The sequence below is a fragment of the Yersinia sp. 2553 StPb PI genome (assembly GCF_052217105.1).
GTDB classification, from domain to species: domain Bacteria; phylum Pseudomonadota; class Gammaproteobacteria; order Enterobacterales; family Enterobacteriaceae; genus Yersinia; species Yersinia enterocolitica_E.
This window is the reverse complement of record NZ_JAZGPX010000002.1, coordinates 4,322,703-4,348,058: the sequence shown is the minus strand read 5'-3', so window position 1 is coordinate 4,348,058 and position 25,356 is coordinate 4,322,703. Positions and strand designations below refer to the sequence as shown.

Sequence of the window (25,356 nt, the reverse complement as noted above, 5' to 3'; positions counted from 1 at the left end):
TGCTATCCGCTGCAAGTGTGGCAGCGGGAAATCTTACATCATCACCACATCAAACTGTTCTTGGTTATACAGTGGTTCAATCTGCACTTTGACCTGCTTGCCGACGAAGATCTCCACTTCAGCCAGAGCATGCGACTCCTCACCTTTCAGTGCTTCTCCTACCGCTGGAGACGCATAGACCAGGAAGCGATCAGAATCGTAAGCGTGGTGCACTCGGACAATTTCACGCAATATCTCATAGCACACGGTTTCTACCGATTTAACGGTGCCACGGCCACGGCAGGTTGGACATTCGTTGCATAAAACATGCTCGATGCTCTCCCGCGTGCGTTTGCGGGTCATTTCGACTAAGCCTAGCTGAGAGAAACCATTAATACTGGTTTTTACCCGATCTTTACTCAATGCCTGTTCTAATGAATGCAATACACGACGACGATGCTCTTCATTACTCATATCAATGAAATCAATAATGATAATCCCCCCCAAATTACGCATGCGTAGCTGGCGGGCAATGGCCTGAGTGGCTTCAATATTGGTATTGAAAATAGTCTCGTCGAGATTACGATGCCCCACAAAAGCACCGGTGTTGATATCCACGGTGGTCATGGCTTCAGTTTGATCAATAATCAGGTAACCACCTGATTTTAGCTCAACTTTACGTTCCAATGAGCGCTGGATTTCATTTTCAACATCGTAAAGATCGAAAATTGGCTGTTTGCCCGAGTACAAATCCAGCTTTGCAGTCATTTCAGGAATGTATTCGCTGGTAAATTCCACCAGCAGGTCATAAGTCAGCTTGGAGTCGATTCGGATTTTATCCAGTGCCGCACCGGCAAAATCACGTAGTACGCGTTGCGCCAGTGCCATCTCGCCATACAACTTATATTTGGTGATATTGCGTTTCTTCCGCTCCTGGACTTTAGTCCACAGGCGCTTGAGGAAGGCAGCATCGGCTGATAGCTCTTCTTCGCCAATTCCTTCAGCGGCAGTACGGATAATAAAACCGCCCTGTTCATCGCAGTAAGCCGCCACGGTTTTTTTCAGACGTTCGCGTTCGACTTCACTTTCAATTCGCTGCGACACCCCAACATGGGCCGCTCCTGGCATGAGTACCAGATAACGAGAGGGTAGAGTGATATCCGTGGTCAAACGTGCGCCTTTGGTGCCGAGGGGGTCTTTCACCACCTGCACCATTAAATCCTGTCCCTGGCGCACCAGTTCAGCGATATCGCGCACATTGAAATTTTTCTGTTCATCCCCGGCCACGCATTCGGTGTGGGGCATGATATCGGAGGCATGGAGGAAGGCGGCCTTATCCAGACCAATATCGACAAACGCCGCTTGCATGCCCGGTAAAACCCGGCTGACACGACCTTTGTAGATATTACCGACGATCCCTCTTTTCGCTTCTCGCTCAATATGTATTTCTTGCAAGATGCCACCATCAATGTAGGCAACTCGCGTTTCAGACGGTGTGATATTGACCAGTAATTCAGCTGTCATGTATTCCTCTCACATTACGTAGCGCAATGAAATTACTTAGTAATTCATGGGTTTCTACCAACGGCAGCCCCACTACGGCATGGTAACTGCCGGTAATGGTTCTGACGAAACAACCACCTTTCCCCTGAATACCGTAAGCGCCCGCTTTGTCCATGGGTTCACCGGTAGCAATATAGTCACTGATTTCCAACTGGGATAACACACGAAATGTCACATCTGTCACCACCATGGCAGATAATACATCTTGCCGATCAGCCAGAGACACCGCAGTAATCACCTGATGTTGCTGACCGGACAGCGCATTCAATATTCGCTGCGCATCGGTTTTATCCCGTGGTTTTTCTAAAACTTGCCCATTTAACACCACGATGGTATCGGCCCCTAATACCGGCAGATCCTGTGGTGCGACCTTCACCCCAGCCTGAGCTTTCTCCAACGCTAAGCGCCGGACATACTCTTGCGCACTTTCATCTGGACGGCGTTGCTCTTCGACCTCGGTTTTCAGTACCTCAAAAGGGACATTAAGCAGGGCCAGTAATTCACGGCGACGCGGAGAGCCAGAGGCAAGATACAGGGCAGTCATGGGTCTTAAGTCCTTATTGCACCGCAAATTGGCGGCGAATTTTACGCATTAACAAGAATAGCCAAGGCCACAAAATACCGTTAATTACACTACTCCAGAATACTTCTGGGCGGAATGAAACATTAATCACTAAAAACTCAGACCAGAACACCACGACATCCATGGTGAGTGAAAGCAGCATCACGATGAGCGCCTGCTGCCACAGTGCCATATTGCGGAATAGTTGAAACTTAAAAGCGACCAGATAAGCAATAATACTGAGTGCCAGCGCTCGAACCCCAAGTGTTGAACCCAAAATAAGATCCATAATCAGCCCGAGAACAAAGCCGGTGCCAACATTCACACGGTGGGGTAATGCCATCACCCAATAAATTAATACCAATGCCAGCCATGACGGTCGGAACATATAAATCTGTTCCGGCCACGGCATAATTTGCAGCACCATGGCAATCAGGAAGGATAACCAGATAACCCAACGGCCATTGCTGCTGTAACGGTTCATGGCGATACTCCCGGCGCAGTCACTGCTGTTGGTGTGGCGGTTGTAGCGGCCGATGGTGCAGGTGGCCCCATAGCATCTGCGGCAGGCAGCACTTGTGACATCATCGGAGCCAGTCGTTCATTGGCTACGCGGCGAACTTCAGTTGGCGGCAATGGCATCTCGCCATTACGGTCGGCCCCCCACAATAACAACAAGTAGCGTAGGCGCTGTAAATCAGCGGTTGGTCGAGCCTGAATCACGGTATAAGCCCGCTGATTATCAACTTTGACAGAAGAGACCACCGCGACCGGATAACCTTCAGGGAAACGTCCACCTAACCCGGATGTCACTAATACATCACCAACGCGAATATCTGTATTACTGGGTAAGTGCTCTAGTAATAAATCATCGGTACAGCCACTCCCTGCGGCAATCACACGAATATCATTACGCAGCACCTGAATCGGTAGCGCATGGGAGGCATCACAAATTAATAATACACGGCTGGTTAGTTTACTCACCGCGACAACCTGGCCGACGACACCACGGTCACTGATAACCGGCTGGCCTTCGTATACCCCGTTGTTAGAACCTTTATCGATAACCACCTGATCACTGTAAGGATCTGTCCCGCTGGACATCACCTGCGTGACCATTTTTTGTTCATCCTGACGCAAAGGAGAACCCAGCAATTCACGTAAGCGGTTATTTTCCTGCTTAAATTGCCCGAGCAACTGAAGATCAGTATTTTTAAGCAACAACTCTTGGCGTAATGCACGGTTTTCCAACTCTAGCTGTTCACGGGTAGCCAGAGTTTCAGAAACGTTGTCGAGAACTTTGCGTGGCCCATTGGCCAGAAAATAGAAAGGGCTAACGGCAGTGTCCATATAGGTACGTATTTTGACAAACGTGCCCAATCGGCTATCAGCGATAACCAAAACAATGGCTGCAAGAACGGCAAAGAACAGTCGCAATTGCAGGGATGGACCCCGGCTAAAAATCGGCTTCATAAATTATGCGTATTCCTCGACGACAAAAGGAGGCGCTAAATCGGGCGAATTTATCCTTCTTACGTTGAGTAAGCTGGATATCGATTCATCTGATCTAGTTCTCCTCCTTTTTGGCTGACTATTATTCTTCGCTGAACAAATCGCCGCCATGCATGTCGATCATTTCCAACGCTTTGCCACCGCCGCGAGCGACGCAGGTCAATGGATCTTCTGCCACCACTACCGGAATACCGGTCTCTTCCATCAGCAGGCGGTCCAGGTTACGCAGCAATGCACCACCACCGGTCAGCACCATACCGCGTTCAGAGATGTCAGAGGCCAATTCTGGCGGACACTGTTCCAGCGCAACCATTACCGCGCTAACGATACCCGTTAGCGGCTCTTGCAGCGCTTCAAGGATCTCATTGGAGTTCAGTGTAAAGCCACGAGGTACACCTTCAGCAAGGTTACGACCGCGCACTTCAATTTCCAGAACTTCATCACCCGGGTAAGCAGAACCGATGCTGTGCTTGATACGTTCGGCAGTCGCTTCACCAATCAATGAACCGTAGTTACGGCGCACATAATTAATGATCGCTTCATCAAAGCGGTCGCCACCGATACGGACAGAAGAAGAGTAAACTACGCCGTTCAGAGAGATAACGGCCACTTCTGTGGTACCGCCACCAATATCCACAACCATCGAACCGGTTGCTTCAGAAACCGGCAGCCCGGCACCAATAGCCGCAGCCATAGGCTCTTCAATCAAAAACACTTCACGAGCGCCAGCGCCCTGAGCGGATTCACGGATCGCACGGCGCTCAACCTGAGTAGCCCCGACCGGTACGCACACCAATACACGCGGACTTGGGCGCATAAAGCTGTTGCTGTGAACCTGCTTGATAAAGTGTTGCAGCATTTTCTCGGTAACAAAGAAATCGGCAATAACGCCGTCTTTCATTGGGCGAATAGCTGCGATATTGCCGGGGGTACGCCCAAGCATCTGTTTGGCATCATGGCCCACAGCCGCAACGCTCTTCGGTGAACCGGCACGATCCTGGCGAATAGCAACCACTGAAGGTTCATTCAGTACAATGCCTTGTCCTTTAACATAAATAAGGGTATTGGCGGTACCCAAGTCGATGGACAAGTCGTTGGAAAACATGCCACGAAATTTCTTAAACATAACGAAAGGATAATCCTGCAAGCTGGGGGCGGAAAATAAAATCCGCCTACTTTACCAACCACACGAAGCAGCGACAAGGCGCAAAAACGTCCTGATTCGGTGAAAAAGTAGCTGCGTTGTTGACATCTCGTTCCATCACGAACCCATATCGCTTGAAAAGGTTGAATAAACCCTCGGCACAACACAGATTCTGCGTAACGACCGGCGTAACACAGCACATAAAATCTAACATTTAACCTGATTCTCGTCGGAAGTAAGCGCCCACCAACGATTTACGGAAATGACTGGCACATTCTACGTTAATTTTTGCTCAACGATCAGGCTAAACATAGCCCTAATACGAATATTTTTTCTTTCCGGGGTTCAAAAGTGTTGGCGGAGCAAAAAAATTGCCCTGTCCACCATAAATCCCCTTATCCTTCAGCGTTTGCCATTCTTCACGGGTAAGCACTCCTGCGGCAAAAACTTTTGTATCCGTCCCCGCACAGGCACCGGTCAGACTTTCCACAAACAACTGATTTTCATAACGTAAATTAATGCTTCTTACTAACCCAGGATGAAGTTTAATCATTTCAACCCGCAGTGATTTGATGTAAGAGGTGCTAACAACCGTTAATCCGGCCTGCGACACCATCACCTTGCAGCCCACGCCAAGCAATAAACGCATCATCGGACGGATTTGGTCGATATGTTGACACACATCTGCCTCTGCAAGTTCAAAGATAATTCGCTTTCTATCAGACTTTCTGCATTGTAAGAGCGTATCACGCAGCCAACGCTGGAAAGAACGCTGCAATAATGAATCAACGCAGATAGAAAATGCCAGAGTTTCGTCCGGCCATAAAGCTAATAAAGGAATTATCCGATCAATTTTTTGACGGTCATAACGCTCAGCCAGACCGAGCAACTGCACTAATGGTGTAAATTCAGCAGCCAACAACTCTTGCTCACCATCATATATACGGCTGATTATTTCACGGTGATGAATTTTACCGTCAACAGTAATCACCGGCTTCTGATAAAGCCTTGGCCCGCCGTTAGCCAGCGTCTGCTCCAGCAAAGTACGCCATTTGACACTACCACGCCCTTTTTCTGACACTTGAGTATCGAATACATACCAGCCATTCCCCCCATACATCGCCGCATTTTTAGTCGCTTGTCCAGCATTATCCATAATCTGTTCAACGGAATCACCACTGCGATACGCCACAATCCCCATATGCAGCAATGATTCGCGGTCAATAACATGGGGTTCAGGTAACGCCCCGACCGCATGAACCAATTGGGCAGCCATAACATCGGCATCTTTCAGCGTCTTATGGGGCAGCAAAATCGCGATATCACTCTGATGGTAACGCGCTAATAGTGCAGAGGGATGACGAGCAACAAAAGAAGAAAGCAAGTTAATCAACGAATGCATCAGTTCTTGTACCTGCTGATGGTCATCCGTATCATTTAAACTATCAAAATCAGGCAACTGCACCATGATTACTACCCCATGGGCGCCCTCTTCCTCCAATTGGGTAGTGAGTTGATTATCAAAAAACTGGCGATTACTGAGACCGGTTTTGGCATCTCGGGCGGCAAAAGCGCGAATCAGTGTATCAACACGGTTACGCTCCTCCCTCACCTCTATCAATTCGGCCAATAGCCGATCAATGGCACGACTGGCGCAAGGCGGCCATTCATGTCCGTCGCTACTGATAGCATATTCACGTTCGCCGTTAAGAATACGCCTCGCTCGGCGCTCCAGTTTTTCCTGGCCTGCGGTCTGATCACGCAACCAACGAAAACTTAGCAGTAGCATCATGGCAATCACCACAACCACCAGCGATAAAACAGCCGCAGCGTACAGAGAGCGGGCGTAGCTGCTCAAAGGGTCAATATAGGTGAAATGCATCGAAGCCCCGGGTTGATGCAGCATCGGTACCACCAGGTTGCGGTGCCTGCTTTCGCTATTCCAGGGTGTATAAATTGCAGGGAGCTTGAGATGATATAGCGTGTTGGCTTGATCCTGAATGCTAAGCTCCACCACACCAACTGTTCGCATCATAATAGGCAGCCACTCTCGCGCTTTATCCGCCGGTTGCAGCAGAAGCGACTGATCATAAGCTGTCACGATACTTTGGAGACGATGCTCCATTTTTTTCTGGCACAAATAGAAGAAACTTACCGTGCTACCCAGTAGCACTAAGCACATAGCCGAGACGACCAGTAGCGTCATAAACGCAGAAAGTTTGGTTGTAAATCGCATCCCTTAGCCTTGCGAAGCGCAATTAAGTGAAGAAAAGTCCTCATTTCCCTTGAGGAGCACACTATATGACAAAAATAGGCTATAAAACTGACTTTTTACTTCATAATGCGACAATAACACAATATTTTCGCCCCTTTCCCTGATGTTCGATTAATCCCTCTTCAAAGGATAGCCATGATAAAAATCAATGAATTGATTTTTGTTCTTGATCAGGCTCGAAGGTTGCTGTTACCGCTATATTAGCTCACTCTTAACCCATCCCTTTTTTGAATTATCCACACTATTTATACCCAACGTTATTGGCGTTGCAGAAAAATATATCGGGAGAGTGATACATGCGAGCACTTGTACTTGAGCAAATTGAAGGCCGTACTGTCGCCGAAGTGCGTGAAATATCGCCCTCGCAATTGCCAGCCGGTAATGTCACGGTTGATGTCAATTGGTCCAGCCTGAATTATAAAGACGCGCTAGCCATCACCGGTAAAGGGAAGATTATCCGCGAATTCCCTATGGTTCCAGGCATTGATTTTGCTGGCACTGTTCACAGCAGTGAAGACCCACGTTTTCATATCGGTCAGTCAGTGTTACTGACCGGCTGGGGGGTGGGCGAAAATCATTGGGGCGGTTTAGCCGAGCAAGCGCGTGTTAATGGCGACTGGCTGGTCCCCATGCCTGAAGGATTGGAACCCCGAAAAGCCATGATTATCGGTACCGCAGGGTTCACCGCCATGTTGTGCGTCATGGCTTTGGAAGACGGTGGTGTCACCCCTGAAAGTGGCGAAGTGGTGGTCACCGGGGCCAGTGGTGGCGTAGGTAGCACTGCAATTGCCTTACTGTCGGCGCTCGGTTACCAGATTGCGGCGATCTCGGGTCGTGACAGCAACAGTGACTACCTGAAAAGTCTCGGTGCGCATCGGGTGCTCTCCCGCAATGATTATCTTGATGCGTCGCGCCCACTGGAAAAACAGTTGTGGGCTGGTGCAATCGATACTGTCGGCGACAAATTGCTGGCCAAAGTGCTGGCACAGATGAATTACAACAGCACCGTTGCCGCCTGTGGCTTGGCGGGTGGCTATACTCTGCCCACCACCGTGATGCCATTTATTCTGCGCAACGTGCGCTTGCAGGGCGTGGATTCGGTGATGACACCTCAACCGCGCCGCCAGCAAGCCTGGCAGCGGCTGCTGAAAATCTTACCTGACAGCTTCTATCAGCAGGCATCACAGTCCATCACGCTGGCAGATGCGCCAACTATCGCCGCACGCCTGCTGGCGAATGAAGTCACTGGCCGGACGTTGGTTAAAGTTCGCTAATTATTGATTTTACAAAAGTCACCGGGTGGATATTGCTACCACCCGGCCCTATCACTCCGCTCTCAGAAATTTCATATTTTTCCCAGCAGCCTCGCACTTGTGTCCATAAGCCGCCATGATTAATACCATAATGGTCAGTATGACTCCCCTGCCCGATGGAGTAGGTCTATGCACAACTTGTTCTCTCATTCAAAAAATAGTCTCCGTGGTAGCAGTACCAAACCACGCAAGCTGACCGAAGCTGACGTCACGCCGGAAAGTATTTTCTATCAGCGCCGCAAGGTGTTGCAGGCGTTGGGGATCACGGCGGCGTCACTGGCCTTGCCCACCGCGGCACAGGCCGACTTGTTGGCATGGTTTAAAGGCAATGATCGCCCTAAAGCGCCCTCAGGTAAGCCACTGGAGTTTACCAAATCAACGGTGTACCACCCGGATCTGGCGATGACGCCGGAAGAGAAAGTGACTGGTTACAATAACTTCTACGAATTTGGTCTGGATAAAGCTGATCCCGCCGCCAATGCTGGCACGCTAAAAACTGAGGGTTGGCAGATACGTATCGACGGTGATGTGGCTAAACCAATGACACTGGATATCGATGACCTGATAAAACGCTTCCCGCTGGAAGAACGCATTTATCGTATGCGCTGCGTCGAGGCCTGGTCCATGGTGGTGCCATGGATTGGTTTTGAGTTAGGGAAACTGCTCAAGCTGGTTGAACCGACCAGTAATGCCCGCTATGTCGCATTTCAAACGCTGTATGCACCGGATCAGATGCCGGGACAGGAAGACCGTTTTATTGGTGGCGGGCTAAAATATCCGTATGTCGAAGGCTTACGACTGGATGAAGCTATGCATCCACTCGCCTTTATGACTCTGGGGGTGTATGGCAAAGCCCTGCCACCGCAAAATGGTGCCCCGCTGCGGCTTATCACACCGTGGAAATATGGTTTTAAAGGGATAAAATCTATCGTTCATATTCGCCTGACCCATGATCAGCCGCCCACCACTTGGAACCTCAGTGCGCCTAACGAATATGGTTTTTATGCCAATGTGAATCCCCATGTCGATCATCCGCGTTGGTCGCAAGCTACTGAGCGTTTTATCGGCGCCGGCGGTATCCTTGATGTGCAGCGCCAACCTACTCTGCTGTTCAACGGTTATGCGGACCAAGTTGCATCCCTCTACCGTGGCTTGGATCTGCGGGAGAATTTCTGATGCGCCTGAGTCTACGGCAGATTAAAGGGTTAAAAGTGGCTATCTGGCTGGCAGCAGCGCTGCCTTTGCTGTGGCTTATTTTATCGGTTAATCAGGGTTGGCTCAGTGCCGACCCCGCCAAAGATATTCAGCATTTTACCGGCCGCATGACACTGAAACTATTGCTAGCTACTTTAGTGGTCACGCCGCTGGCGCGTTATGGTAAACAGCCCCTGTTGATCCGCTGCCGCCGGTTATTAGGCTTATGGTGTTTTGCCTGGGGAACCCTGCATTTAGTCAGCTACTCTTTGCTGGAACTGGGCCTGAGTAATATTGGCCTGCTGGGGCGCGAGCTGGTCACCCGCCCCTATCTGACATTGGGAATTATCAGTTGGTTATTGTTACTGTCACTGGCAGTCACCTCCACCTTGTGGGCGCAACGAAAAATGGGACCCAACTGGCAAAAACTGCATAATTTGGTGTATGTTGTCGCCATCCTTGCGCCAATTCATTATCTTTGGTCGGTGAAAACGCTTTCGCCACTGCCGATTATCTACGCCGTGGCGGCGGTTATATTGCTGGCACTACGCTATAAAAAATTTCGGCAATGGTGCCGTTAGTGGCCGGAACTTATCATGATTCTCCCCGTCATAAATAATGCTGAACGCACAGTTCGCACTCTTTTCTATTGAATATCTTCGCTGATAAGACCAGTATTTAGCTGCTAATTGCTACGATATCATTATAATGCCCGACCTTAGTGCCGATCGCAGTGTCAAATTCGTCGTAAAAAGGTGACAAATCGGTGACATCAGGTTATTTTTTACGATGATGGACTAATTGCCGGAGATACCAGCACAATGTCGGATAAGTTGCACATTTTGCTTCTGAATGGCCCTAACCTGAATCTGCTTGGAACGCGTGAACCGGAAAAGTACGATTACACTACATTGGCTGAGATTGTCAGTCAGTTAGAGGCTCAAGCTCAGGGATTGGATGTGGCGCTGTCTCATTTGCAGTCAAATGCAGAACACGCGCTGATCGATAGAATTCATCAGGCACGGGGTAATACCGATTTTATCCTGATCAACCCAGCAGCGTTTACGCATACCAGCGTGGCACTGCGTGATGCATTGTTAGGTGTACAGATCCCGTTTATCGAGATCCATTTATCTAACGTGCATGCCCGGGAGCCTTTCCGTCATCATTCATATCTCTCTGATATTGCAGTTGGCGTAATCTGTGGACTTGGCGCAGATGGCTACAACTTTGCTTTACAGGCAGCGGTAAATCGCTTGTCAAAATCCAACTAATGCAACACACAAAGAGTACGGAATCACACTCATGGATATTCGTAAGATTAAGAAACTGATCGAACTGGTTGAAGAGTCCGGCATTTCAGAGCTGGAAATCTCAGAAGGCGAAGAGTCAGTACGTATCAGTCGTGCTCCCGCCGCACCAAACTACCCAATGATGCAACAGCCATATGCTTTTGCTGCACCACAGCAACAGCCCGCACTGGCTGCCGCCGTTGCACCAGCACCTGCTGAAGCGGCTGCACCAGCAGCAATCAGTGGCCATATCGTGCGCTCCCCAATGGTCGGTACTTTCTACCGCACCCCGAGCCCGGATGCTAAAGCCTTCATTGAAGTAGGTCAGAAAGTTTCTGCTGGTGACACTCTTTGCATCGTTGAAGCGATGAAAATGATGAACCAAATCGAAGCAGATAAATCCGGTACTGTAAAAGCCATTCTGGTTGAAAACGGTCAGCCGGTTGAATTCGACGAGCCTCTTGTCGTCATCGAGTAACGAGGCGTTCCATGCTTGATAAAATCGTAATCGCTAACCGTGGTGAGATTGCGCTGCGTATCCTGCGAGCTTGTAAAGAGCTGGGGATCAAAACTGTGGCAGTTCACTCTACTGCGGATCGTGATCTTAAACATGTGTTATTGGCTGACGAGACTGTTTGTATTGGTCCCGCGCCTTCTGTTAAAAGCTATCTGAACATCCCGGCAATCATTTCTGCGGCTGAGATCACCGGCGCGGTGGCTATTCACCCCGGCTATGGCTTCCTGTCTGAAAATGCTGATTTTGCCGAACAGGTAGAACGTTCAGGTTTCATCTTTATCGGCCCACGTGCCGAAACTATTCGCCTGATGGGTGATAAAGTTTCAGCAATAAGCGCGATGAAGAAAGCTGGTGTACCTTGCGTACCTGGCTCTGACGGCCCATTGACTGACGACACTACCAAGAATAAAGCCTTTGCCAAACGTATCGGTTACCCGGTCATTATCAAGGCATCAGGTGGTGGTGGTGGTCGTGGCATGCGTGTGGTTCGTCATGATAAAGATCTCGAGCAGTCCATCAACATGACCCGTGCGGAAGCCAAAGCGGCTTTCAATAACGACATGGTTTATATGGAAAAATACCTTGAGAACCCACGCCATATCGAAGTTCAGATTTTGGCTGACGGTCAGGGTAATGCTATCTATCTGGCTGAGCGTGACTGTTCTATGCAGCGCCGCCACCAGAAAGTGGTTGAAGAGGCACCAGCACCGGGCATCACCAGCGAATTGCGCCGTTATATCGGTGAGCGCTGCGCGAAAGCCTGTGTAGAGATCGGCTATCGTGGTGCGGGGACTTTCGAGTTCCTGTATGAAAACGGCGAGTTCTATTTCATTGAAATGAACACCCGTATTCAGGTTGAACATCCGGTTACCGAAATGATCACCGGTGTGGATTTGATCAAAGAACAACTGCGTATCGCTGCGGGCCAACCTCTCTCCATCAAACAAGATGAAGTGAAGGTACACGGCCACGCCGTGGAATGCCGTATCAACGCCGAAGACCCGAATACCTTCCTGCCAAGTCCGGGTAAAATTACCCGTTTCCATGCGCCGGGCGGTTTTGGTGTGCGTTGGGAGTCTCATATTTACGCCGGTTATACTGTGCCACCATATTATGACTCCATGATCGGCAAGCTGATCACTTACGGTGAAAACCGTGACGTGGCGATTGCTCGCATGAAAAATGCGCTGGCGGAACTCATTATCGACGGTATCAAAACCAACGTTGAGTTACAGCTGCGCATCATGAACGACGAAAACTTCCAGCACGGTGGCACCAATATCCACTATCTGGAGAAGAAACTCGGGTTACAAGAAACCTGATATTTCGCCCTCCATGCTGTTAGTCTTTTATATCAAGGCCGGTTAATCACCGGTCTTTTTTCTTTTGAGACTTTATTTCGACTTATCTATCTGAAGTTATTGGTGTTGTAGTCAAGCGGCAATCTAATGAAATCCGATAAGTAAATTCGGGTGGGTGAGAGCGGCTAACAATGCTGTCGCGCCAAGTACAAAGATATTATTACCCACAGTAATGGGCGTGGCAGCCAGGCAGCAAACGAACACATCCCGATGAGCTGACTCACGTCAGTGATTCGGGTGGGTGAGAGCGGCTAACAACGCTGTCGCGCCAAGTACAAAGATATTATTACCCACAGTAATTGGTGTGACAGCCAGGCAGCAAACGAACACATCCCGATGAGCTGACTCACGTCAGTGATTCGGGTGGGTGAGAGCGGCTAACAACGCTGTCGCGCCAAGTACAAAGGGTATGGGGAGAACAATGGAAACAAGATTCATACAAGCCCACAAAGAAGCGCGCTGGGCCTTTGGTTTAACATTGGCTTATCTGGCTGGCTGGATATTGACTGCGTATTTACCCGGTAATATCCCCGGCATGACTGGCCTCCCGGCTTGGTTTGAAGCCGCCTGTATTGCGCTGCCACTGGTGTTTATTGTGTTGTGCGCTCTGATGGTGCGTTTCGTCTTCCGCGATATTCCGTTGGAGGATGAGAATGCAAACTGATGTTGTCCTGCCATTAGTGGGCTATCTGGCAATGGTATTTGGCTTATCAATTTATGCCTATACCCGCCAAAAAACCGGAAGTTTTCTAAACGAATACTTTATCGGCAATCGCTCGATGGGAGGATTCGTACTGGCAATGACCCTGACCGCCACTTATATCAGTGCCAGTTCATTTATTGGCGGGCCGGGTGCTGCCTATAAGTATGGCCTTGGCTGGGTGTTATTGGCGATGATCCAGTTACCTGCGGTCTGGCTGTCGCTGGGTGTTCTGGGCAAGAAGTTTGCCATTCTGGCGCGCCGCTATAACGCTGTAACCCTCAACGATATGCTGTATGCCCGCTATCAGAGCCGATTGCTGGTGTGGCTGGCCAGTATCAGTTTGTTGGTGGCGTTTGTCGGTGCCATGACCGTGCAATTTATTGGTGGTGCACGTTTACTGGAAACTGCGGCAGGCATTCCTTACGATACCGGCTTATTAATATTTGGTATCAGTATCGCGTTATATACCTCTTTTGGTGGTTTCCGCGCCAGTGTATTGAACGATGCCTTGCAAGGGCTGGTGATGTTGATCGGCACTATTTTGCTATTGGTTGCAGTGATCCATGCCGCAGGCGGGTTGCATAAAGCCGTCGATACACTACAACATATTGATCCAGCGCTAGTTTCACCGCAAGGTGGTGACAAGATCCTTGATTTGCCGTTTATGGCCTCGTTCTGGATCCTGGTGTGCTTTGGCGTGATTGGCCTGCCACATACTGCCGTGCGCTGTATTTCGTATCGTGATAGCAAAGCGGTACATCGTGGCATTATCATCGGCACCATTGTGGTCGCCATCCTGATGTTCGGCATGCATTTGGCTGGCGCATTGGGCCGGGCTATCCTGCCGGACCTGAAGATCCCCGATCAGGTGATCCCGACACTGATGATCACCGTGTTGCCGCCCTTTGCTGCCGGGATCTTTCTGGCGGCACCCATGGCGGCGATTATGTCGACCATCAATGCCCAGTTGCTGCAATCTTCTGCAACCATCGTGAAAGATTTATATCTCAATCTGTGGCCAGAAGAGTTGAAGAATGAACGCAAGTTGGCGCGTATTTCCAGCTTATCGACGCTTATTCTGGGACTGTTACTGTTACTTGCTGCCTGGCGGCCGCCAGAAATGATTATCTGGCTGAATCTGTTGGCCTTTGGTGGTCTGGAAGCGGTATTCCTCTGGCCATTGGTGCTGGGGCTGTACTGGGAGCGCGCCAATGCTCACGGAGCCCTTAGCTCTATGATTGTCGGTGCGGTATGCTATACGGTATTGGCCAGTTTCAATATTAAGATAGCCGGCCTACACCCGATAGTGCCGTCACTGGTGCTTAATCTGCTGGCGTTTTATATCGGTAATCAGTTTGGCGACAGGGCTAGAGCGCGGCAGCCCGTGGTAGTTAGCGCTGATTAGAAACGATTAATTTATATCAGCTCAATTATATACCCAATAGATTTCAAGATGCAGGAAGGCGGCAAGCGAGGGCATCCCGATGAGCTTACACAGTCAAGTGATTCGGGTGGCGTGAGCACAGCCAACACCCCTGCGACTTGAAAGATGAAGGGGATTGAGCTTTTGAGAGAAAAGTCATGCCTTGGATTCAACTAAAATTAAACACCACCGGCAATCAGGCCGAATCCCTTGGGGACGCATTGATTGAAAGTGGCGCGGTGTCAGTTACGTTTCAGGATACCCACGATAATCCGGTGTTTGAGCCGCTACCAGGCGAAACTCGACTGTGGGGCGATACTGATGTGATTGGCCTGTATGATGCTGAAACGGAGATGGCCGCAGTGATCGCCATGCTGGAATACAACCCGCAACTCGGTAAAGGCTTTATCCATAAGATTGAGCAGTTGGAAGATAAGGATTGGGAACGTGAATGGATGGATAATTTCCATCCGATGCGTTTCGGTGAGCGCCTGTGGATCTGCCCGAGCTGGCGTGATGTGCCGGACCCAACCGCGGTCAACGTGATGCTGGACCCCGGTTTGGCATTTGGTACCGGTACCCATCCAACCACCGCATTGTGTCTGCAATGGCTCGATGGCCTCAGCCTGGACGGTAAAACTGTTATCGACTTCGGTTGTGGCTCTGGCATCCTGGCAATTGCAGCGCTAAAACTCGGTGCAACGCGCGCTATTGGCATCGATATCGATCCGCAGGCCATTCAGGCCAGTCGTGATAACGCACAGCGTAACGGCGTTTCAGAGCGTCTGGAGCTGTATCTCGCCAAAGACCAGCCAGCAGACTTATCTGCTGATGTGGTGGTCGCCAATATTCTGGCAGGCCCCTTGCGCGAACTGGCGCCACTGATTAGTGTACTACCGGTAACCGGCGGTCATTTGGGTCTGTCTGGGGTACTGGCGACCCAGGCTGTGGGCGTCGCACAGGCTTACGAGGATAAGTTCACCCTCGACCCAGTGGCAGAGAAAGAAGAGTGGTGCCGTATTACCGGTATCAAGCAGTAAACGCGCAAAAACCGACTCCCCTGCCAGGGCTGTTAAACCTTAGCAGGGGCCATCACATCCCTTGCTGAGTTAGCATTTCTGGCAATCCACCACACTCTCTTTTTAATCAAAATGGGAGGTCTGACTCATTTCCATCTGTGCTTTATCATTGATTTGATGAATAAATCAGCACTTTCGACCAGACAGATGTAGCATAACTAGTCGATAATTGTGATGTTTAGGAGAAAATCCTGAAGCGCACAAATTAATCAATTTTAGTTAACACCATGTTATATATGAATAAATAATTAATTAGCACAGCTTGGCGGGTATTTTATCGCTCTTTTTTCATCAATTGGTCAAAGTTTGGCCTTTCATCTGGGCGCAAAAATGCGTAATATACGCGCCCTTACGGACACAGTGTGGTCATTCTTTGTCTATGCGTATTGGACACTTCCAGCTTACAAATTGCCTGATTGCCGCCCCGATGGCTGGTATAACAGACCGCCCCTTCAGAGCGCTATGTCATGGCATGGGGGCTGGGATGACGGTATCTGAAATGCTCTCCTCGAATCCCGAGGTCTGGCGGACGGATAAGTCACGTTTGCGTATGGTTCATAGCGATGAGCCTGGGATTCGTACCGTGCAAATTGCCGGTAACGACCCGGATGAGATGGCAGCAGCAGCCAGAATCAATGTGGCTAATGGTGCACAAATCATCGATATCAATATGGGATGTCCGGCCAAGAAAGTGAATCGCAAGCTGGCAGGTTCTGCATTATTGCAACATCCTGATTTGGTTAAACAAATCCTCTCCGCGGTGGTTAATGCGGTAGATGCGCCAGTAACGCTGAAGATCAGGACGGGTTGGTCGACCGAACACCGTAATTGTATAGAAATTGCCCAACTGGCCGAAAATTGTGGTATACAAGCCCTGACGATTCATGGCCGAACCCGTTCTTGCCTGTTTAATGGTGAGGCGGAATACGACAGCATTCGGGCAGTTAAGCAGATTGTTTCCATTCCCGTTATCGCGAATGGCGACATCACTGACCCGCATAAAGCCAGAGCGGTGCTCGACTACACTGGGGCTGATGCTCTGATGATAGGACGTGCCGCTCAGGGAAGACCTTGGATCTTCCGGGAAATCCAGCATTATCTGGACACTGGGGAGCTGCTGCCACCGATGCCACTTGGCGAAGTGCAGCGCTTGTTAAACGGGCATATACGGGAATTGCACGACTTTTATGGTCCAGGCAAGGGATTTCGTATTGCACGTAAGCACGTCTCTTGGTATCTCCAGGAGCACGCCCCTAACGACCAGTTTCGGCGCACATTCAACGCCATTGAGGATGCCAGCGAACAGCTGGAGGCGTTGGAGGCATATTTCGAAAATCTTGCGTAAACAGAAAAAAGAGCTGACAGAACTATGTTCGAACAACGCGTAAATTCTGACGTACTGACCGTTGCAACCGTAAATTCACAAGATCAGGTGACTCAAAAGCCTTTGCGTGACTCGGTTAAACAAGCACTGAAGAACTATTTTGCTCAACTGAATGGTCAGGATGTGAGTGACCTGTATGAGTTGGTACTGGCTGAAGTTGAACAGCCATTGTTGGACATGGTGATGCAATACACCCGTGGCAACCAAACCCGCGCTGCCCTGATGATGGGCATCAACCGTGGCACGCTACGTAAGAAATTGAAAAAATACGGCATGAACTGATACTAGTCAGTTAAGTTGTTGTTTAAAAAGGCGTACTCCACACGGAGCGCGCCTTTTTTATTACGCAATCTCTACCCGATTGCGCCCTTGCTGTTTCGCTCGATATAGGGCTTCATCCGCCAGTTTGAGCGAATCTTCCAGCATACCCTCGCCATTCCAGTACGCCACGCCTAGCGAAATCGTAATAGGATGAATGTCCGATATCACCATCCTTTCTACATTTTGACGCAGCCGGTTGGCGACCTGTGTGGCCACATCCAACGTAGTACCCGGCAGCAACATCAGGAACTCCTCCCCTCCGCTACGACACAAGATATCCGTGTCACGGGAGCTATCGCGGATTTGGACTGCCAATTGCTTAATAACCTCATCACCAACGTCGTGGCCGTAAGCGTCATTAATCGACTTAAAGTGGTCAATATCCAGTGCAATAACCGAAAAATGCTGCCCAAGCTGTGAGATAGGCTCGAGGGTGATGGCCAATCCACGCCGGTTAAACAGGCCAGTCATGGGATCAGTTTGTGCCTCAAACTTCAATTTACCGATTTTCTTTTGCAACAAACTGATGCCAATCAATAGCGCCCGTTTGAGTTGGGTCGATTCGAAATACCAGGAAGGAATTTCCTTGATGCTGCTGGCAATATCGGGCTTATCCATATGGTTGGCACTGCCGGCGAGCAACCACAGCGGGCGGGCAATTAACCGGGATAACAGCCAAACACCCAGCAAAGTGAGTAGCGCCAATGGCGTGATATGACCAAGCCCTTTTAGCATTAAACCTTCCAGTGGCTTCAACGTTGACGCTTCGGGCCGCAAGGTAATGATTTCCCAACCGGAGGGTTCGACAATGGCATAGCCCGCTAGCATTGATTCGCCGCTAGTACTGGTAACCATCAAGCTGCCGTTAGTGGAGGTTTTTATCGCTTCCGTGATGGGTTTAGGTTCAAGTATTTCCCCGATACGGCTGGTATCTTGGTGATAAAGGATGCGCCGATCGCTGTCGAGCACCACGATATAGGAGCCATCACGATAATAATGCTCACCCAATAGCTCATTTAAAATACTTTGCTTGCGCAGGTAAATAGTACCGCCGATATAACCGCGATAACGTCCATCCGGCGTAAAGATGGGGGTCGAGATATTGATAACCAGATTATTTGCTGCCGATACATAAGGCTTACTAATTACCGGGCGACGTAGTTTTAACGCCTCCACTGACCCTGGTGATGTCAATACGTGACCTAATAACTGGAGATTGTCCGGGGATGTTGCGCGGATAACACCATGCGCATCCGTTATTACCACCGAGTTAAAACTATCGGTTTGGTATTTTAGCCGTGCGGTTTCCGCTTGCAGCGCCTCATGATCATCAAAATTCTTGGCGACAATCATACTGCTGTAATGCAGTTGCTTTTGCGCGCTTCTCAGGAAAATATCCGTACTGGATGCCAGTTTAGTCGCATAGACACGATTGGCTTCGAGTGTGTTATCAATCAGTAGCTGCCGCTGTACCCGATAACTGGCATAGAAACTGTTCGCTAGCGTCACAAAAGCGCTCATTACAGCTAGAATAAGGATTAGTCGACCTAAGTCGAGGCGGAAAATTTTGGCGGCAAGAATAGAGCGTAGCAAGACAGCCTTCCTGAGTCGATAAATGACTATGTTTAGCATGACGGTAACATGAAAATAAGGCGAGAATCCGCCTATATGTACACTGCTATCATATTTATCTCCTCAGATTAAGAGTTCTCACGCTATAGTCATTGTTAACAATTATCTATACTCAAAGTAATTGCCGTTACAGTAAGGTAACAAGCGAATCTCGTTGAGCTGACCAAGGTTCAGAGTGAAAACAGCTAACACTGCTGCAACGTCAAGTAGGAAGGGTATTGCTGACGAAGTCTGATTTGTACCGATAATAGGGGTTTGATTATGAATAAGCTGGTCATTGCCGTAGCACTTACAGCGACAGTATTAAGTGGATGTGCCAACAACAGAACTGCGTCTGGTGATACTTTCACCGCCTCTCAGGCACGACAAGTACAGACCGTAACCTACGGCACCGTTATCTCTGCACGGCCAGTCACCATTCAGGGCGGCAGTGAAAATAATGTGGCCGGTGCCATTGGCGGTGCTGTAGTCGGGGGCTTCTTGGGTAACACTATAGGTGGTGGCCGTGGTAATAGCCTGGCAACGGCAGGTGGTGCGGTAGCCGGTGGTATGGCAGGTCAAGGCGTGCAAAGCGCCATGAACCGTAGTGAAGGTGTACAACTGGAAATTCGCCGAGATGATGGCAGCAGTATCGTCGTCGTACAGGCACAAGGGCCAACGCGTTTCAGTGCAGGTCAACGCGTCATGATTGCCAGTGACCGTAGCGGCACAGTAACAGTTTCTCCCCGCTAAATTAACCAGCCGGGGGGATCCCCCTCCGGCTATGAGCGCATTAACACAAAATATTACCCCACAATTTAGCAACAACTTTTATCGGTGTAATAGGCTGTTTAGTAACATAAAAGGCATTACGTCGCACCCCATTCCAGATGAAAAAACCATTGATACTGATTATGATAGTCAAATATTGTGTTGCCACGAGGAATGTGTTGTGGTTAAATAGCCTCATCGGTTTGGAACACAGACCTTATGAAAGCAGTTTTAGTAAAGCAGTCCTCAGTTCAAGCGTTATCCATAGATATCCCTTCTCCGTGAGTCTCCTCCTAAGTGCCCAAATAAGTAATCCGCTGAAAAACAGACCACGTTCGCCGCACTATTGTGGCAAAAAATAATTGAAGGAAGTATCCCTATGTCTAATAAAATGACTGGTTTAGTAAAATGGTTTGACGCTGGTAAAGGTTTTGGTTTCATCACCCCTGCTGATGGTAGCAAAGATGTGTTCGTACACTTCTCTGCCATCCAGAGCAATGATTTCAAAACGTTAGATGAAGGTCAAAAAGTTGAGTTCTCTATTGAGAACGGCGCTAAAGGCCCATCAGCGGTAAACGTAGTCGCTCTGTAATACAGCGTGATTAGGGGAGCAGGTTGCCGATAGCGATGACGGCCAGACCCGAGCAGTGTAACCCGCTCTCCAAATAAAGTAATAAGCAGTACCCGGTTGACAGTAACATTTATGCAAGCAGTTTTAGTAAAGCAGTTCTCCGTATTAGCGTTATCAGACAGATACCTCTTCTTCGCGAAATTCCTTCTAAGTGCCCCATAAGTTGTACCCAAGCCTATCCGTTCGCCTATGGCGGCAATCAAAAATAATTGAAGGAAGTATCTCTATGTCTAATAAAATGACTGGTTTAGTAAAATGGTTTAACGCTGATAAAGGTTTTGGTTTTATCTCTCCTGCTGATGGTAGCAAAGATGTGTTCGTTCACTTCTCTGCCATCCAGAGTAATGATTTTAAAACCTTAGATGAAGGCCAAAACGTGGAGTTCTCTATTGAGAACGGCGCTAAAGGCCCAGCAGCGGTAAATGTTATTGCGCTGTAACAGCCAATAATAGATACCAAAACTATTGGAATAACGTACGATAGATGAAGGTGATAGCTCTGAGCAGTTACGTTATTCTGAATAAAAAGAACCCGCCTTGGTGCGGGTTTTTTTGTTGCCAAAAATAGAGCTACACTCAGAATAATATTCAATTGTCAGTAGGCAAAAAGTAATAAATCCAATAAGCAACGTTTATGTATTAATCTTTACCAATAGATTTAATCTGTCCGACGTTCCTCTACTCAGATTTACCCTGGCTTTACCTTCTCGTCTATTAATGCAAAATCACGTTGTTTTAACAGATAAAATCCCGCATAGGATAATTAATAAAGTAGAGTAACCGCTAAATTTCGTCTGAATTGTTCTCGCCAGGATAATATATATCTCCCGCTACGCATCCCCACCACTAACAATATAAGAATGACTTTGATCAAAATGACTACGTTATTTTGTCTATACAGTTATTTCATATAACCATCACCTTAATCATCTCATTATTACCGTTTTTTTCACTGGCGATGATTAACACTGCACATAAAATAGCATCAGGGTAAATAATCATGTCGATATTCAAAACACGTATAGGAAGGATGTTACTTATCCTATTTATTGGGATAGGTATCTGGTTTAGCCCCGTCCCGGAATCGGTAGACCCGCGCGCCTGGCACCTCATGGCGGTTTTTGCAGCGACGGTTATCGGCCTGATCTTGTCGCCATATCCGTTAGGCGCAATGGCGATATTCAGCCTGACAGTCGTTGCGGCTACAGGCTTGCTGAGTATCAAAGAAGTGTTAGCCGGTTTTGCTGACCCGACAATCTGGATGATCGCTTGCGCCTTCTTTATCTCACGCGGCTTTATTAAAACAGGTTTTGGCCGCCGGGTCGGTTATCTGTTTATCAGTAAGTTGGGCCACAGCTCGCTAGGTCTGGCTTATGGTTTGGTGCTGACCGATTTGCTATTCGCACCGGCGATGCCGTCTACCTCCGCCCGATGTGGTGGCATCATTACGCCGCTGTTTCGCTCAATTTCTGAAGCCTATGAATCGACACCAGAACGCGGTACCGAACGCAAAATCGGGGCATTTCTGGTGCAATGTATCTTCCAGTGTAATGCCATTACCTGTGCGATGTTCCTGACCTCAATGGCCGGCAACCCAATGATTGGCAAACTGGCCGGTGAAATGGGGATTACCATTACCTGGACCAGTTGGGCATTGGCCGCCATCGTCCCTGGTTTAATCTCTTTGGCAGTAATCCCGTTGTTGCTGTATCGCTTCTACCCGCCAGAAATAAAGAAAACCCCGGAAATGCGCGCCTTGGCAATGGTGAAATTGAAAGAAATGGGGCCAATGAGCCGCAACGAATGGATTGTATTATCTGTCTTCGTCGGGCTGGTGACGCTGTGGGTATGTGGCGCAGCACTGAATATTGATGCCACCATGACCGCCTTTATTGGACTGGCAATTCTATTACTGAGTGGCGCGCTGACCTGGGATGATGTGATTGCCGAGAAAGAAGCCTGGCATACGGTGATTTGGTTTGCGGTACTGCTAACACTCGCCAGCCAACTGAATAAGCTGGGTTTTATTACCTGGTTTGGCTCATCAATTGCCGGTTCAGTGCAGGGGATGAACTGGGTGCCAATGATGGGAATCCTGCTGCTGGCGTACTATTACAGCCACTATATGATGGCCAGTGCCATCGCCCATATCAGTGCCATGTATGCCATTTTTGTCTCCATTGCTATTGCAGCAGGTGCTCCGCCAATGCTGACAGTATTGGTATTTGGTATGTTCAGTAACCTGTATATGGCAACTACCCACTACTCTGGCGGCCCGGCCCCTATCCTGTTTGGTTGTAACTTTATCCCACTGGCGACCTGGTGGAAGATTGGTTTCCTGATCAGTCTGGTGGTTATCCCTATCTGGCTGATCATCGGTAGCGCCTGGTGGAAAGTGCTGGGTTTCTGGTAATACATTGAAATATTGAGAATAAAAAACACCGCGCGATGACACTGGCGCAGTGTTTTTTATCGGTTAATTACTGCTGTTTACGTAATTCGATACCCACATCTCCACCAGGGTGCACCGCCAGTAGGGCCTGTTTAGTAAAACCTCTGCGTGCCATCAGGCAGGCACAGATAGCATCGAACAGGGCTAATACCAGAACAATAGATGTGGTTGCTAACATATTCAGCGGGTCTATCTCTTGCTTCACATGTGTTTTCAGCACCAAGGCAGATACCTGCGCGATAGCCGACTGCTCGTTTTCCGTTACACTGATAATCTGCACTTGCTTGCGTTGCAGCGTTGGCAGCAACCGGGTCAGCTCATCGGAATTCCCGCCACGAGAGATCAAAATGATGATGTCCTGTGACCCGAGGAAACCCAAATCGCCGTGCGCTGCATCAGTGGCATTCAGGTAAATCGCCGGTTGCTCTACGCAAGCCAGCATATGAGCAACCTTTCGTGCGGCAATACCTGATGTGCCCACCCCAGTTACCGCGATTTTGCCACGGCACCCAGCCAACATCTCCAGCACCTGCAACCACACCTGCGGATCGACATTATCCTTTAACGCCGCCAACTCGCGGCTATAAGTCATCCATGCGTCACTGGCTATTTGCCATTCATCACTCTGGCTCATCCTTCCTCCTGCATCAGTTCCTGATAACGCATATGGTCGTGATACATCTGGTGGAACACGCGGTATTTACGGTCGTAATAGGCTTTGATTTTGTTAGTTTGCGGTGTGACCGTTTTACCAATGCGGCTCATGGCAGCCATCGCCTCCGGCAGCGACTCAAACACACCTGCTGCGACCGTGCCCATCATGGCGCTGCCGAGCAACATGGCTTCACTCTCTTCCGGCAGTAGCATGGCACAACCCGTCGCATTAGCGTGTTCTTGTACAAAGATCGGGTTTTTAGTTCCGCCGCCGCTGGCCATCATAGTGTCAATGCAATAGCCGTTCTTATTCATGGTTTCGATGATATGCCGCGTTCCCAGCGCCAGCGCCTGAATGGTCGCCAAATAGCGTAACGCCATATCTTCAAAGGTGGTAGACAGCTTCAAGCCGGTAATAATGCCCGTCAGATTCGGATTCGCGCGCGGTGAACGATTACCGTGGAAGTACGGCAAAATGTGAATATCTTTGGTGAGGAAGGCGATATTCTCCGGTTCACCGGCAAGCTGGCGCAGAATATGATTTAGCGCCTCGTAAATAGTCTCACCTTTGCTTTTGGCCTGTGCCAACAGCTCTGGGTAACACGGATGTGTTTGAATAATATGGTCAATTAATGCTCCCGTCGCCGACTGTCCGCCCTCATTTAGCCAGTACTCCGGTAGAATAGCCGAATAATAGGGTCCCCAGATGCCGCCAATAAAATGCGCGGAACGTGACATCGCCATATGTGCCGTTGAGGTACCACCAATCAGCGCAATGCGCCGATCAAAATTGGCATTTTCGCCAGTCACACCACTGGCACCGAGGATGCCAATAGTGCCAGCATGGGCATCAATAATAGAAACACTGACCGCAGTACCAGGGATCAATCCCATTTCTGATGCCGCCCGTTGGCTAAGTCCACGGCCCAACGGCTCGCCCATCGGTTTAACGCTAGCACCGATTTTCGCCGCATTGTTGTCCAGCAAATCAGCCAGCCCGACCAATTTAAAATAGGACGGATCCCAGCGATCCTCATGGCCCAGATAAGTCCATTTACACACCGTAGAACAAAGCGAACGGGTTTCGTCTTTGGTCGCTCGCCAGGTGAGAAAATCCGGTAAATCAAACAGATGACCGACATTGCTCCACGTGGTTGGCATATGCTGTTTCAACCACAGCAGTTTTGGAGTTTGCATTTCAGGTGAAATCACGCCGCCAACAAACTCCAATACCGGATGTTTGGTGGCATTAATTCTTTCAGCCTGGGTAATGGCACGATGATCCATCCAGACAATTACATTCTGTTCGCTGCGCCCCGACGGGCTAACGGTCAACGGGTTGCCTTCTTTATCCAGCACCACCAGCGAACAGGTGGCATCGAACCCCAGCCCTTTCACTTGGATCGGGTTGATATCAGCCTGATTCACCGCATCTCGTACCGCATTACACACCGCCTGCCAGATATTATCGGAAGACTGCTCAACAAAATCCGCCTTGGGCTTAAACATGGTAATTTCACGGCTGGCCTGCCCGACCATGCGGCCCTGCAAATCGAATACTCCGGCCCTTGCGCTGCCGGTCCCTACATCTACGCCGATAAAGTAACTTGCCATTG

At 49.2% G+C, this 25,356-nt stretch carries 24 protein-coding genes; 15 read left to right on the top strand and 9 right to left on the bottom strand.

Features of this window, described 5'->3' with window-relative positions; genetic code table 11:
* Window positions 1-33: 33 nt before the first annotated feature.
* From rng to csrD, 6 genes are all read right to left on the bottom strand, one after another.
* Window positions 34-1,503 (bottom strand): ribonuclease G, encoded by a 1,470-nt coding sequence (rng, locus tag V2A84_RS21225; protein WP_102970524.1) that lies wholly within the window; start codon window positions 1,501-1,503, stop codon window positions 34-36.
* Complete coding sequence (locus tag V2A84_RS21220) at window positions 1,493-2,086, bottom strand: Maf family protein (protein WP_442847489.1); 594 nt, start codon at window positions 2,084-2,086, stop codon at window positions 1,493-1,495. The genes rng and V2A84_RS21220 overlap by 11 nt, the downstream gene beginning before the upstream one ends.
* A 13-nt stretch (window positions 2,087-2,099) precedes the next feature.
* Window positions 2,100-2,588 (bottom strand): rod shape-determining protein MreD, encoded by a 489-nt coding sequence (gene mreD / locus V2A84_RS21215; protein WP_032906981.1) that lies wholly within the window; start codon window positions 2,586-2,588, stop codon window positions 2,100-2,102.
* Window positions 2,585-3,577 (bottom strand): rod shape-determining protein MreC, encoded by a 993-nt coding sequence (gene mreC, locus V2A84_RS21210; RefSeq protein ID WP_083162196.1) that lies wholly within the window; start codon window positions 3,575-3,577, stop codon window positions 2,585-2,587. Before mreC ends, mreD begins: the two co-directional genes overlap by 4 nt.
* A 121-nt stretch (window positions 3,578-3,698) precedes the next feature.
* A complete protein-coding gene (gene mreB / locus V2A84_RS21205; RefSeq protein WP_002228205.1) occupies window positions 3,699-4,742 on the bottom strand; it encodes a rod shape-determining protein MreB in 1,044 nt (347 codons plus the stop codon).
* Window positions 4,743-5,076: 334 nt separating this feature from the next.
* Complete coding sequence (csrD, locus tag V2A84_RS21200; RefSeq protein ID WP_442849048.1) at window positions 5,077-6,996, bottom strand: RNase E specificity factor CsrD; 1,920 nt, start codon at window positions 6,994-6,996, stop codon at window positions 5,077-5,079.
* Between the two features lie 335 nt (window positions 6,997-7,331).
* Between csrD and acuI the strand changes: the two genes are divergently transcribed.
* The 11 genes from acuI to fis all read left to right on the top strand — a co-directional run bounded on the left by acuI (window position 7,332) and on the right by fis (window position 17,583).
* Entirely contained in the window at window positions 7,332-8,309 is a 978-nt protein-coding gene (gene acuI, locus V2A84_RS21195) for an acrylyl-CoA reductase (NADPH) (protein ID WP_372569711.1), read from the top strand.
* A 168-nt stretch (window positions 8,310-8,477) separates the two neighbouring features.
* Window positions 8,478-9,524 (top strand): protein-methionine-sulfoxide reductase catalytic subunit MsrP, encoded by a 1,047-nt coding sequence (gene msrP, locus V2A84_RS21190; protein ID WP_083162192.1) that lies wholly within the window; start codon window positions 8,478-8,480, stop codon window positions 9,522-9,524.
* The gene (gene msrQ / locus V2A84_RS21185) at window positions 9,524-10,123 is read left to right on the top strand and encodes a protein-methionine-sulfoxide reductase heme-binding subunit MsrQ (RefSeq protein WP_083162190.1); all 600 of its coding nucleotides are present in this window, start codon (window positions 9,524-9,526) and stop codon (window positions 10,121-10,123) included. Before msrP ends, msrQ begins: the two co-directional genes overlap by 1 nt.
* Before the next feature lie 240 nt (window positions 10,124-10,363).
* Entirely contained in the window at window positions 10,364-10,816 is a 453-nt protein-coding gene (gene aroQ, locus V2A84_RS21180; RefSeq protein WP_442849047.1) for a type II 3-dehydroquinate dehydratase, read from the top strand.
* 31 nt (window positions 10,817-10,847) lie between these two features.
* Entirely contained in the window at window positions 10,848-11,312 is a 465-nt protein-coding gene (accB, locus tag V2A84_RS21175) for an acetyl-CoA carboxylase biotin carboxyl carrier protein (RefSeq protein WP_004701474.1), read from the top strand.
* Between the two features lie 11 nt (window positions 11,313-11,323).
* A complete protein-coding gene (gene accC / locus V2A84_RS21170; protein ID WP_083162186.1) occupies window positions 11,324-12,673 on the top strand; it encodes an acetyl-CoA carboxylase biotin carboxylase subunit in 1,350 nt (449 codons plus the stop codon).
* Window positions 12,674-13,133: 460 nt separating this feature from the next.
* Window positions 13,134-13,376 (top strand): YhdT family protein, encoded by a 243-nt coding sequence (locus V2A84_RS21165; protein WP_083162184.1) that lies wholly within the window; start codon window positions 13,134-13,136, stop codon window positions 13,374-13,376.
* Entirely contained in the window at window positions 13,366-14,820 is a 1,455-nt protein-coding gene (gene panF / locus V2A84_RS21160; RefSeq protein WP_372560387.1) for a sodium/pantothenate symporter, read from the top strand. The genes V2A84_RS21165 and panF overlap by 11 nt, the downstream gene beginning before the upstream one ends.
* Before the next feature lie 176 nt (window positions 14,821-14,996).
* Complete coding sequence (gene prmA / locus V2A84_RS21155; RefSeq protein WP_083162179.1) at window positions 14,997-15,878, top strand: 50S ribosomal protein L11 methyltransferase; 882 nt, start codon at window positions 14,997-14,999, stop codon at window positions 15,876-15,878.
* 418 nt (window positions 15,879-16,296) lie between these two features.
* Window positions 16,297-17,262 (top strand): tRNA dihydrouridine synthase DusB, encoded by a 966-nt coding sequence (dusB, locus tag V2A84_RS21150; protein ID WP_083162177.1) that lies wholly within the window; start codon window positions 16,297-16,299, stop codon window positions 17,260-17,262.
* Window positions 17,263-17,286: 24 nt separating this feature from the next.
* Complete coding sequence (gene fis / locus V2A84_RS21145; RefSeq protein ID WP_002210061.1) at window positions 17,287-17,583, top strand: DNA-binding transcriptional regulator Fis; 297 nt, start codon at window positions 17,287-17,289, stop codon at window positions 17,581-17,583.
* A 60-nt stretch (window positions 17,584-17,643) separates the two neighbouring features.
* Here the strand turns inward: fis and V2A84_RS21140 are convergent, their stop codons facing one another.
* Complete coding sequence (locus V2A84_RS21140) at window positions 17,644-19,203, bottom strand: sensor domain-containing diguanylate cyclase (protein WP_083164029.1); 1,560 nt, start codon at window positions 19,201-19,203, stop codon at window positions 17,644-17,646.
* Between the two features lie 312 nt (window positions 19,204-19,515).
* Here V2A84_RS21140 and V2A84_RS21135 point away from each other — a divergent pair, with 312 nt between their 5' ends.
* The 4 genes from V2A84_RS21135 to V2A84_RS21120 all read left to right on the top strand — a co-directional run bounded on the left by V2A84_RS21135 (window position 19,516) and on the right by V2A84_RS21120 (window position 23,047).
* Complete coding sequence (locus V2A84_RS21135) at window positions 19,516-19,986, top strand: glycine zipper 2TM domain-containing protein (protein ID WP_083162175.1); 471 nt, start codon at window positions 19,516-19,518, stop codon at window positions 19,984-19,986.
* Between the two features lie 397 nt (window positions 19,987-20,383).
* Window positions 20,384-20,596: a transcription antiterminator/RNA stability regulator CspE gene (gene cspE / locus V2A84_RS21130; RefSeq protein WP_005163090.1), complete on the top strand. Its 213-nt coding sequence runs from the start codon at window positions 20,384-20,386 to the stop codon at window positions 20,594-20,596.
* Between the two features lie 265 nt (window positions 20,597-20,861).
* Window positions 20,862-21,074: a transcription antiterminator/RNA stability regulator CspE gene (gene cspE / locus V2A84_RS21125; protein WP_083162167.1), complete on the top strand. Its 213-nt coding sequence runs from the start codon at window positions 20,862-20,864 to the stop codon at window positions 21,072-21,074.
* 560 nt (window positions 21,075-21,634) lie between these two features.
* Window positions 21,635-23,047: an anion permease gene (locus V2A84_RS21120; RefSeq protein WP_042568990.1), complete on the top strand. Its 1,413-nt coding sequence runs from the start codon at window positions 21,635-21,637 to the stop codon at window positions 23,045-23,047.
* A 67-nt stretch (window positions 23,048-23,114) separates the two neighbouring features.
* Here V2A84_RS21120 and V2A84_RS21115 read toward each other — a convergent pair whose 3' ends face one another.
* Window positions 23,115-23,720 (bottom strand): KpsF/GutQ family sugar-phosphate isomerase, encoded by a 606-nt coding sequence (locus tag V2A84_RS21115; protein WP_083162165.1) that lies wholly within the window; start codon window positions 23,718-23,720, stop codon window positions 23,115-23,117.
* Entirely contained in the window at window positions 23,717-25,354 is a 1,638-nt protein-coding gene (locus V2A84_RS21110) for an FGGY-family carbohydrate kinase (protein WP_083162163.1), read from the bottom strand. Before V2A84_RS21110 ends, V2A84_RS21115 begins: the two co-directional genes overlap by 4 nt.
* Window positions 25,355-25,356: the final 2 nt, after the last annotated feature.

Bases quoted from the DNA above. Each gene is read 5' to 3' on its own strand.
- accB (WP_004701474.1), top strand. From the start codon at position 10,848: ATGGATATTCGTAAGATTAAGAAACTGATCGAACTGGTTGAAGAGTCC.
- msrQ (WP_083162190.1), top strand. From the start codon at position 9,524: ATGCGCCTGAGTCTACGGCAGATTAAAGGGTTAAAAGTGGCTATCTGG.
- rng (WP_102970524.1), bottom strand. From the start codon at position 1,503: ATGACAGCTGAATTACTGGTCAATATCACACCGTCTGAAACGCGAGTT.
- mreD (WP_032906981.1), bottom strand. From the start codon at position 2,588: ATGAACCGTTACAGCAGCAATGGCCGTTGGGTTATCTGGTTATCCTTC.
- cspE (WP_005163090.1), top strand. From the start codon at position 20,384: ATGTCTAATAAAATGACTGGTTTAGTAAAATGGTTTGACGCTGGTAAA.
- V2A84_RS21120 (WP_042568990.1), top strand. From the start codon at position 21,635: ATGTCGATATTCAAAACACGTATAGGAAGGATGTTACTTATCCTATTT.
- prmA (WP_083162179.1), top strand. From the start codon at position 14,997: ATGCCTTGGATTCAACTAAAATTAAACACCACCGGCAATCAGGCCGAA.
- fis (WP_002210061.1), top strand. From the start codon at position 17,287: ATGTTCGAACAACGCGTAAATTCTGACGTACTGACCGTTGCAACCGTA.
- mreB (WP_002228205.1), bottom strand. From the start codon at position 4,742: ATGTTTAAGAAATTTCGTGGCATGTTTTCCAACGACTTGTCCATCGAC.
- V2A84_RS21110 (WP_083162163.1), bottom strand. From the start codon at position 25,354: ATGGCAAGTTACTTTATCGGCGTAGATGTAGGGACCGGCAGCGCAAGG.
- dusB (WP_083162177.1), top strand. From the start codon at position 16,297: ATGCGTATTGGACACTTCCAGCTTACAAATTGCCTGATTGCCGCCCCG.
- panF (WP_372560387.1), top strand. From the start codon at position 13,366: ATGCAAACTGATGTTGTCCTGCCATTAGTGGGCTATCTGGCAATGGTA.
- aroQ (WP_442849047.1), top strand. From the start codon at position 10,364: ATGTCGGATAAGTTGCACATTTTGCTTCTGAATGGCCCTAACCTGAAT.
- csrD (WP_442849048.1), bottom strand. From the start codon at position 6,996: ATGCGATTTACAACCAAACTTTCTGCGTTTATGACGCTACTGGTCGTC.
- cspE (WP_083162167.1), top strand. From the start codon at position 20,862: ATGTCTAATAAAATGACTGGTTTAGTAAAATGGTTTAACGCTGATAAA.
- accC (WP_083162186.1), top strand. From the start codon at position 11,324: ATGCTTGATAAAATCGTAATCGCTAACCGTGGTGAGATTGCGCTGCGT.
- acuI (WP_372569711.1), top strand. From the start codon at position 7,332: ATGCGAGCACTTGTACTTGAGCAAATTGAAGGCCGTACTGTCGCCGAA.
- msrP (WP_083162192.1), top strand. From the start codon at position 8,478: ATGCACAACTTGTTCTCTCATTCAAAAAATAGTCTCCGTGGTAGCAGT.
- V2A84_RS21115 (WP_083162165.1), bottom strand. From the start codon at position 23,720: ATGAGCCAGAGTGATGAATGGCAAATAGCCAGTGACGCATGGATGACT.
- V2A84_RS21165 (WP_083162184.1), top strand. From the start codon at position 13,134: ATGGAAACAAGATTCATACAAGCCCACAAAGAAGCGCGCTGGGCCTTT.
- mreC (WP_083162196.1), bottom strand. From the start codon at position 3,577: ATGAAGCCGATTTTTAGCCGGGGTCCATCCCTGCAATTGCGACTGTTC.
- V2A84_RS21135 (WP_083162175.1), top strand. From the start codon at position 19,516: ATGAATAAGCTGGTCATTGCCGTAGCACTTACAGCGACAGTATTAAGT.
- V2A84_RS21220 (WP_442847489.1), bottom strand. From the start codon at position 2,086: ATGACTGCCCTGTATCTTGCCTCTGGCTCTCCGCGTCGCCGTGAATTA.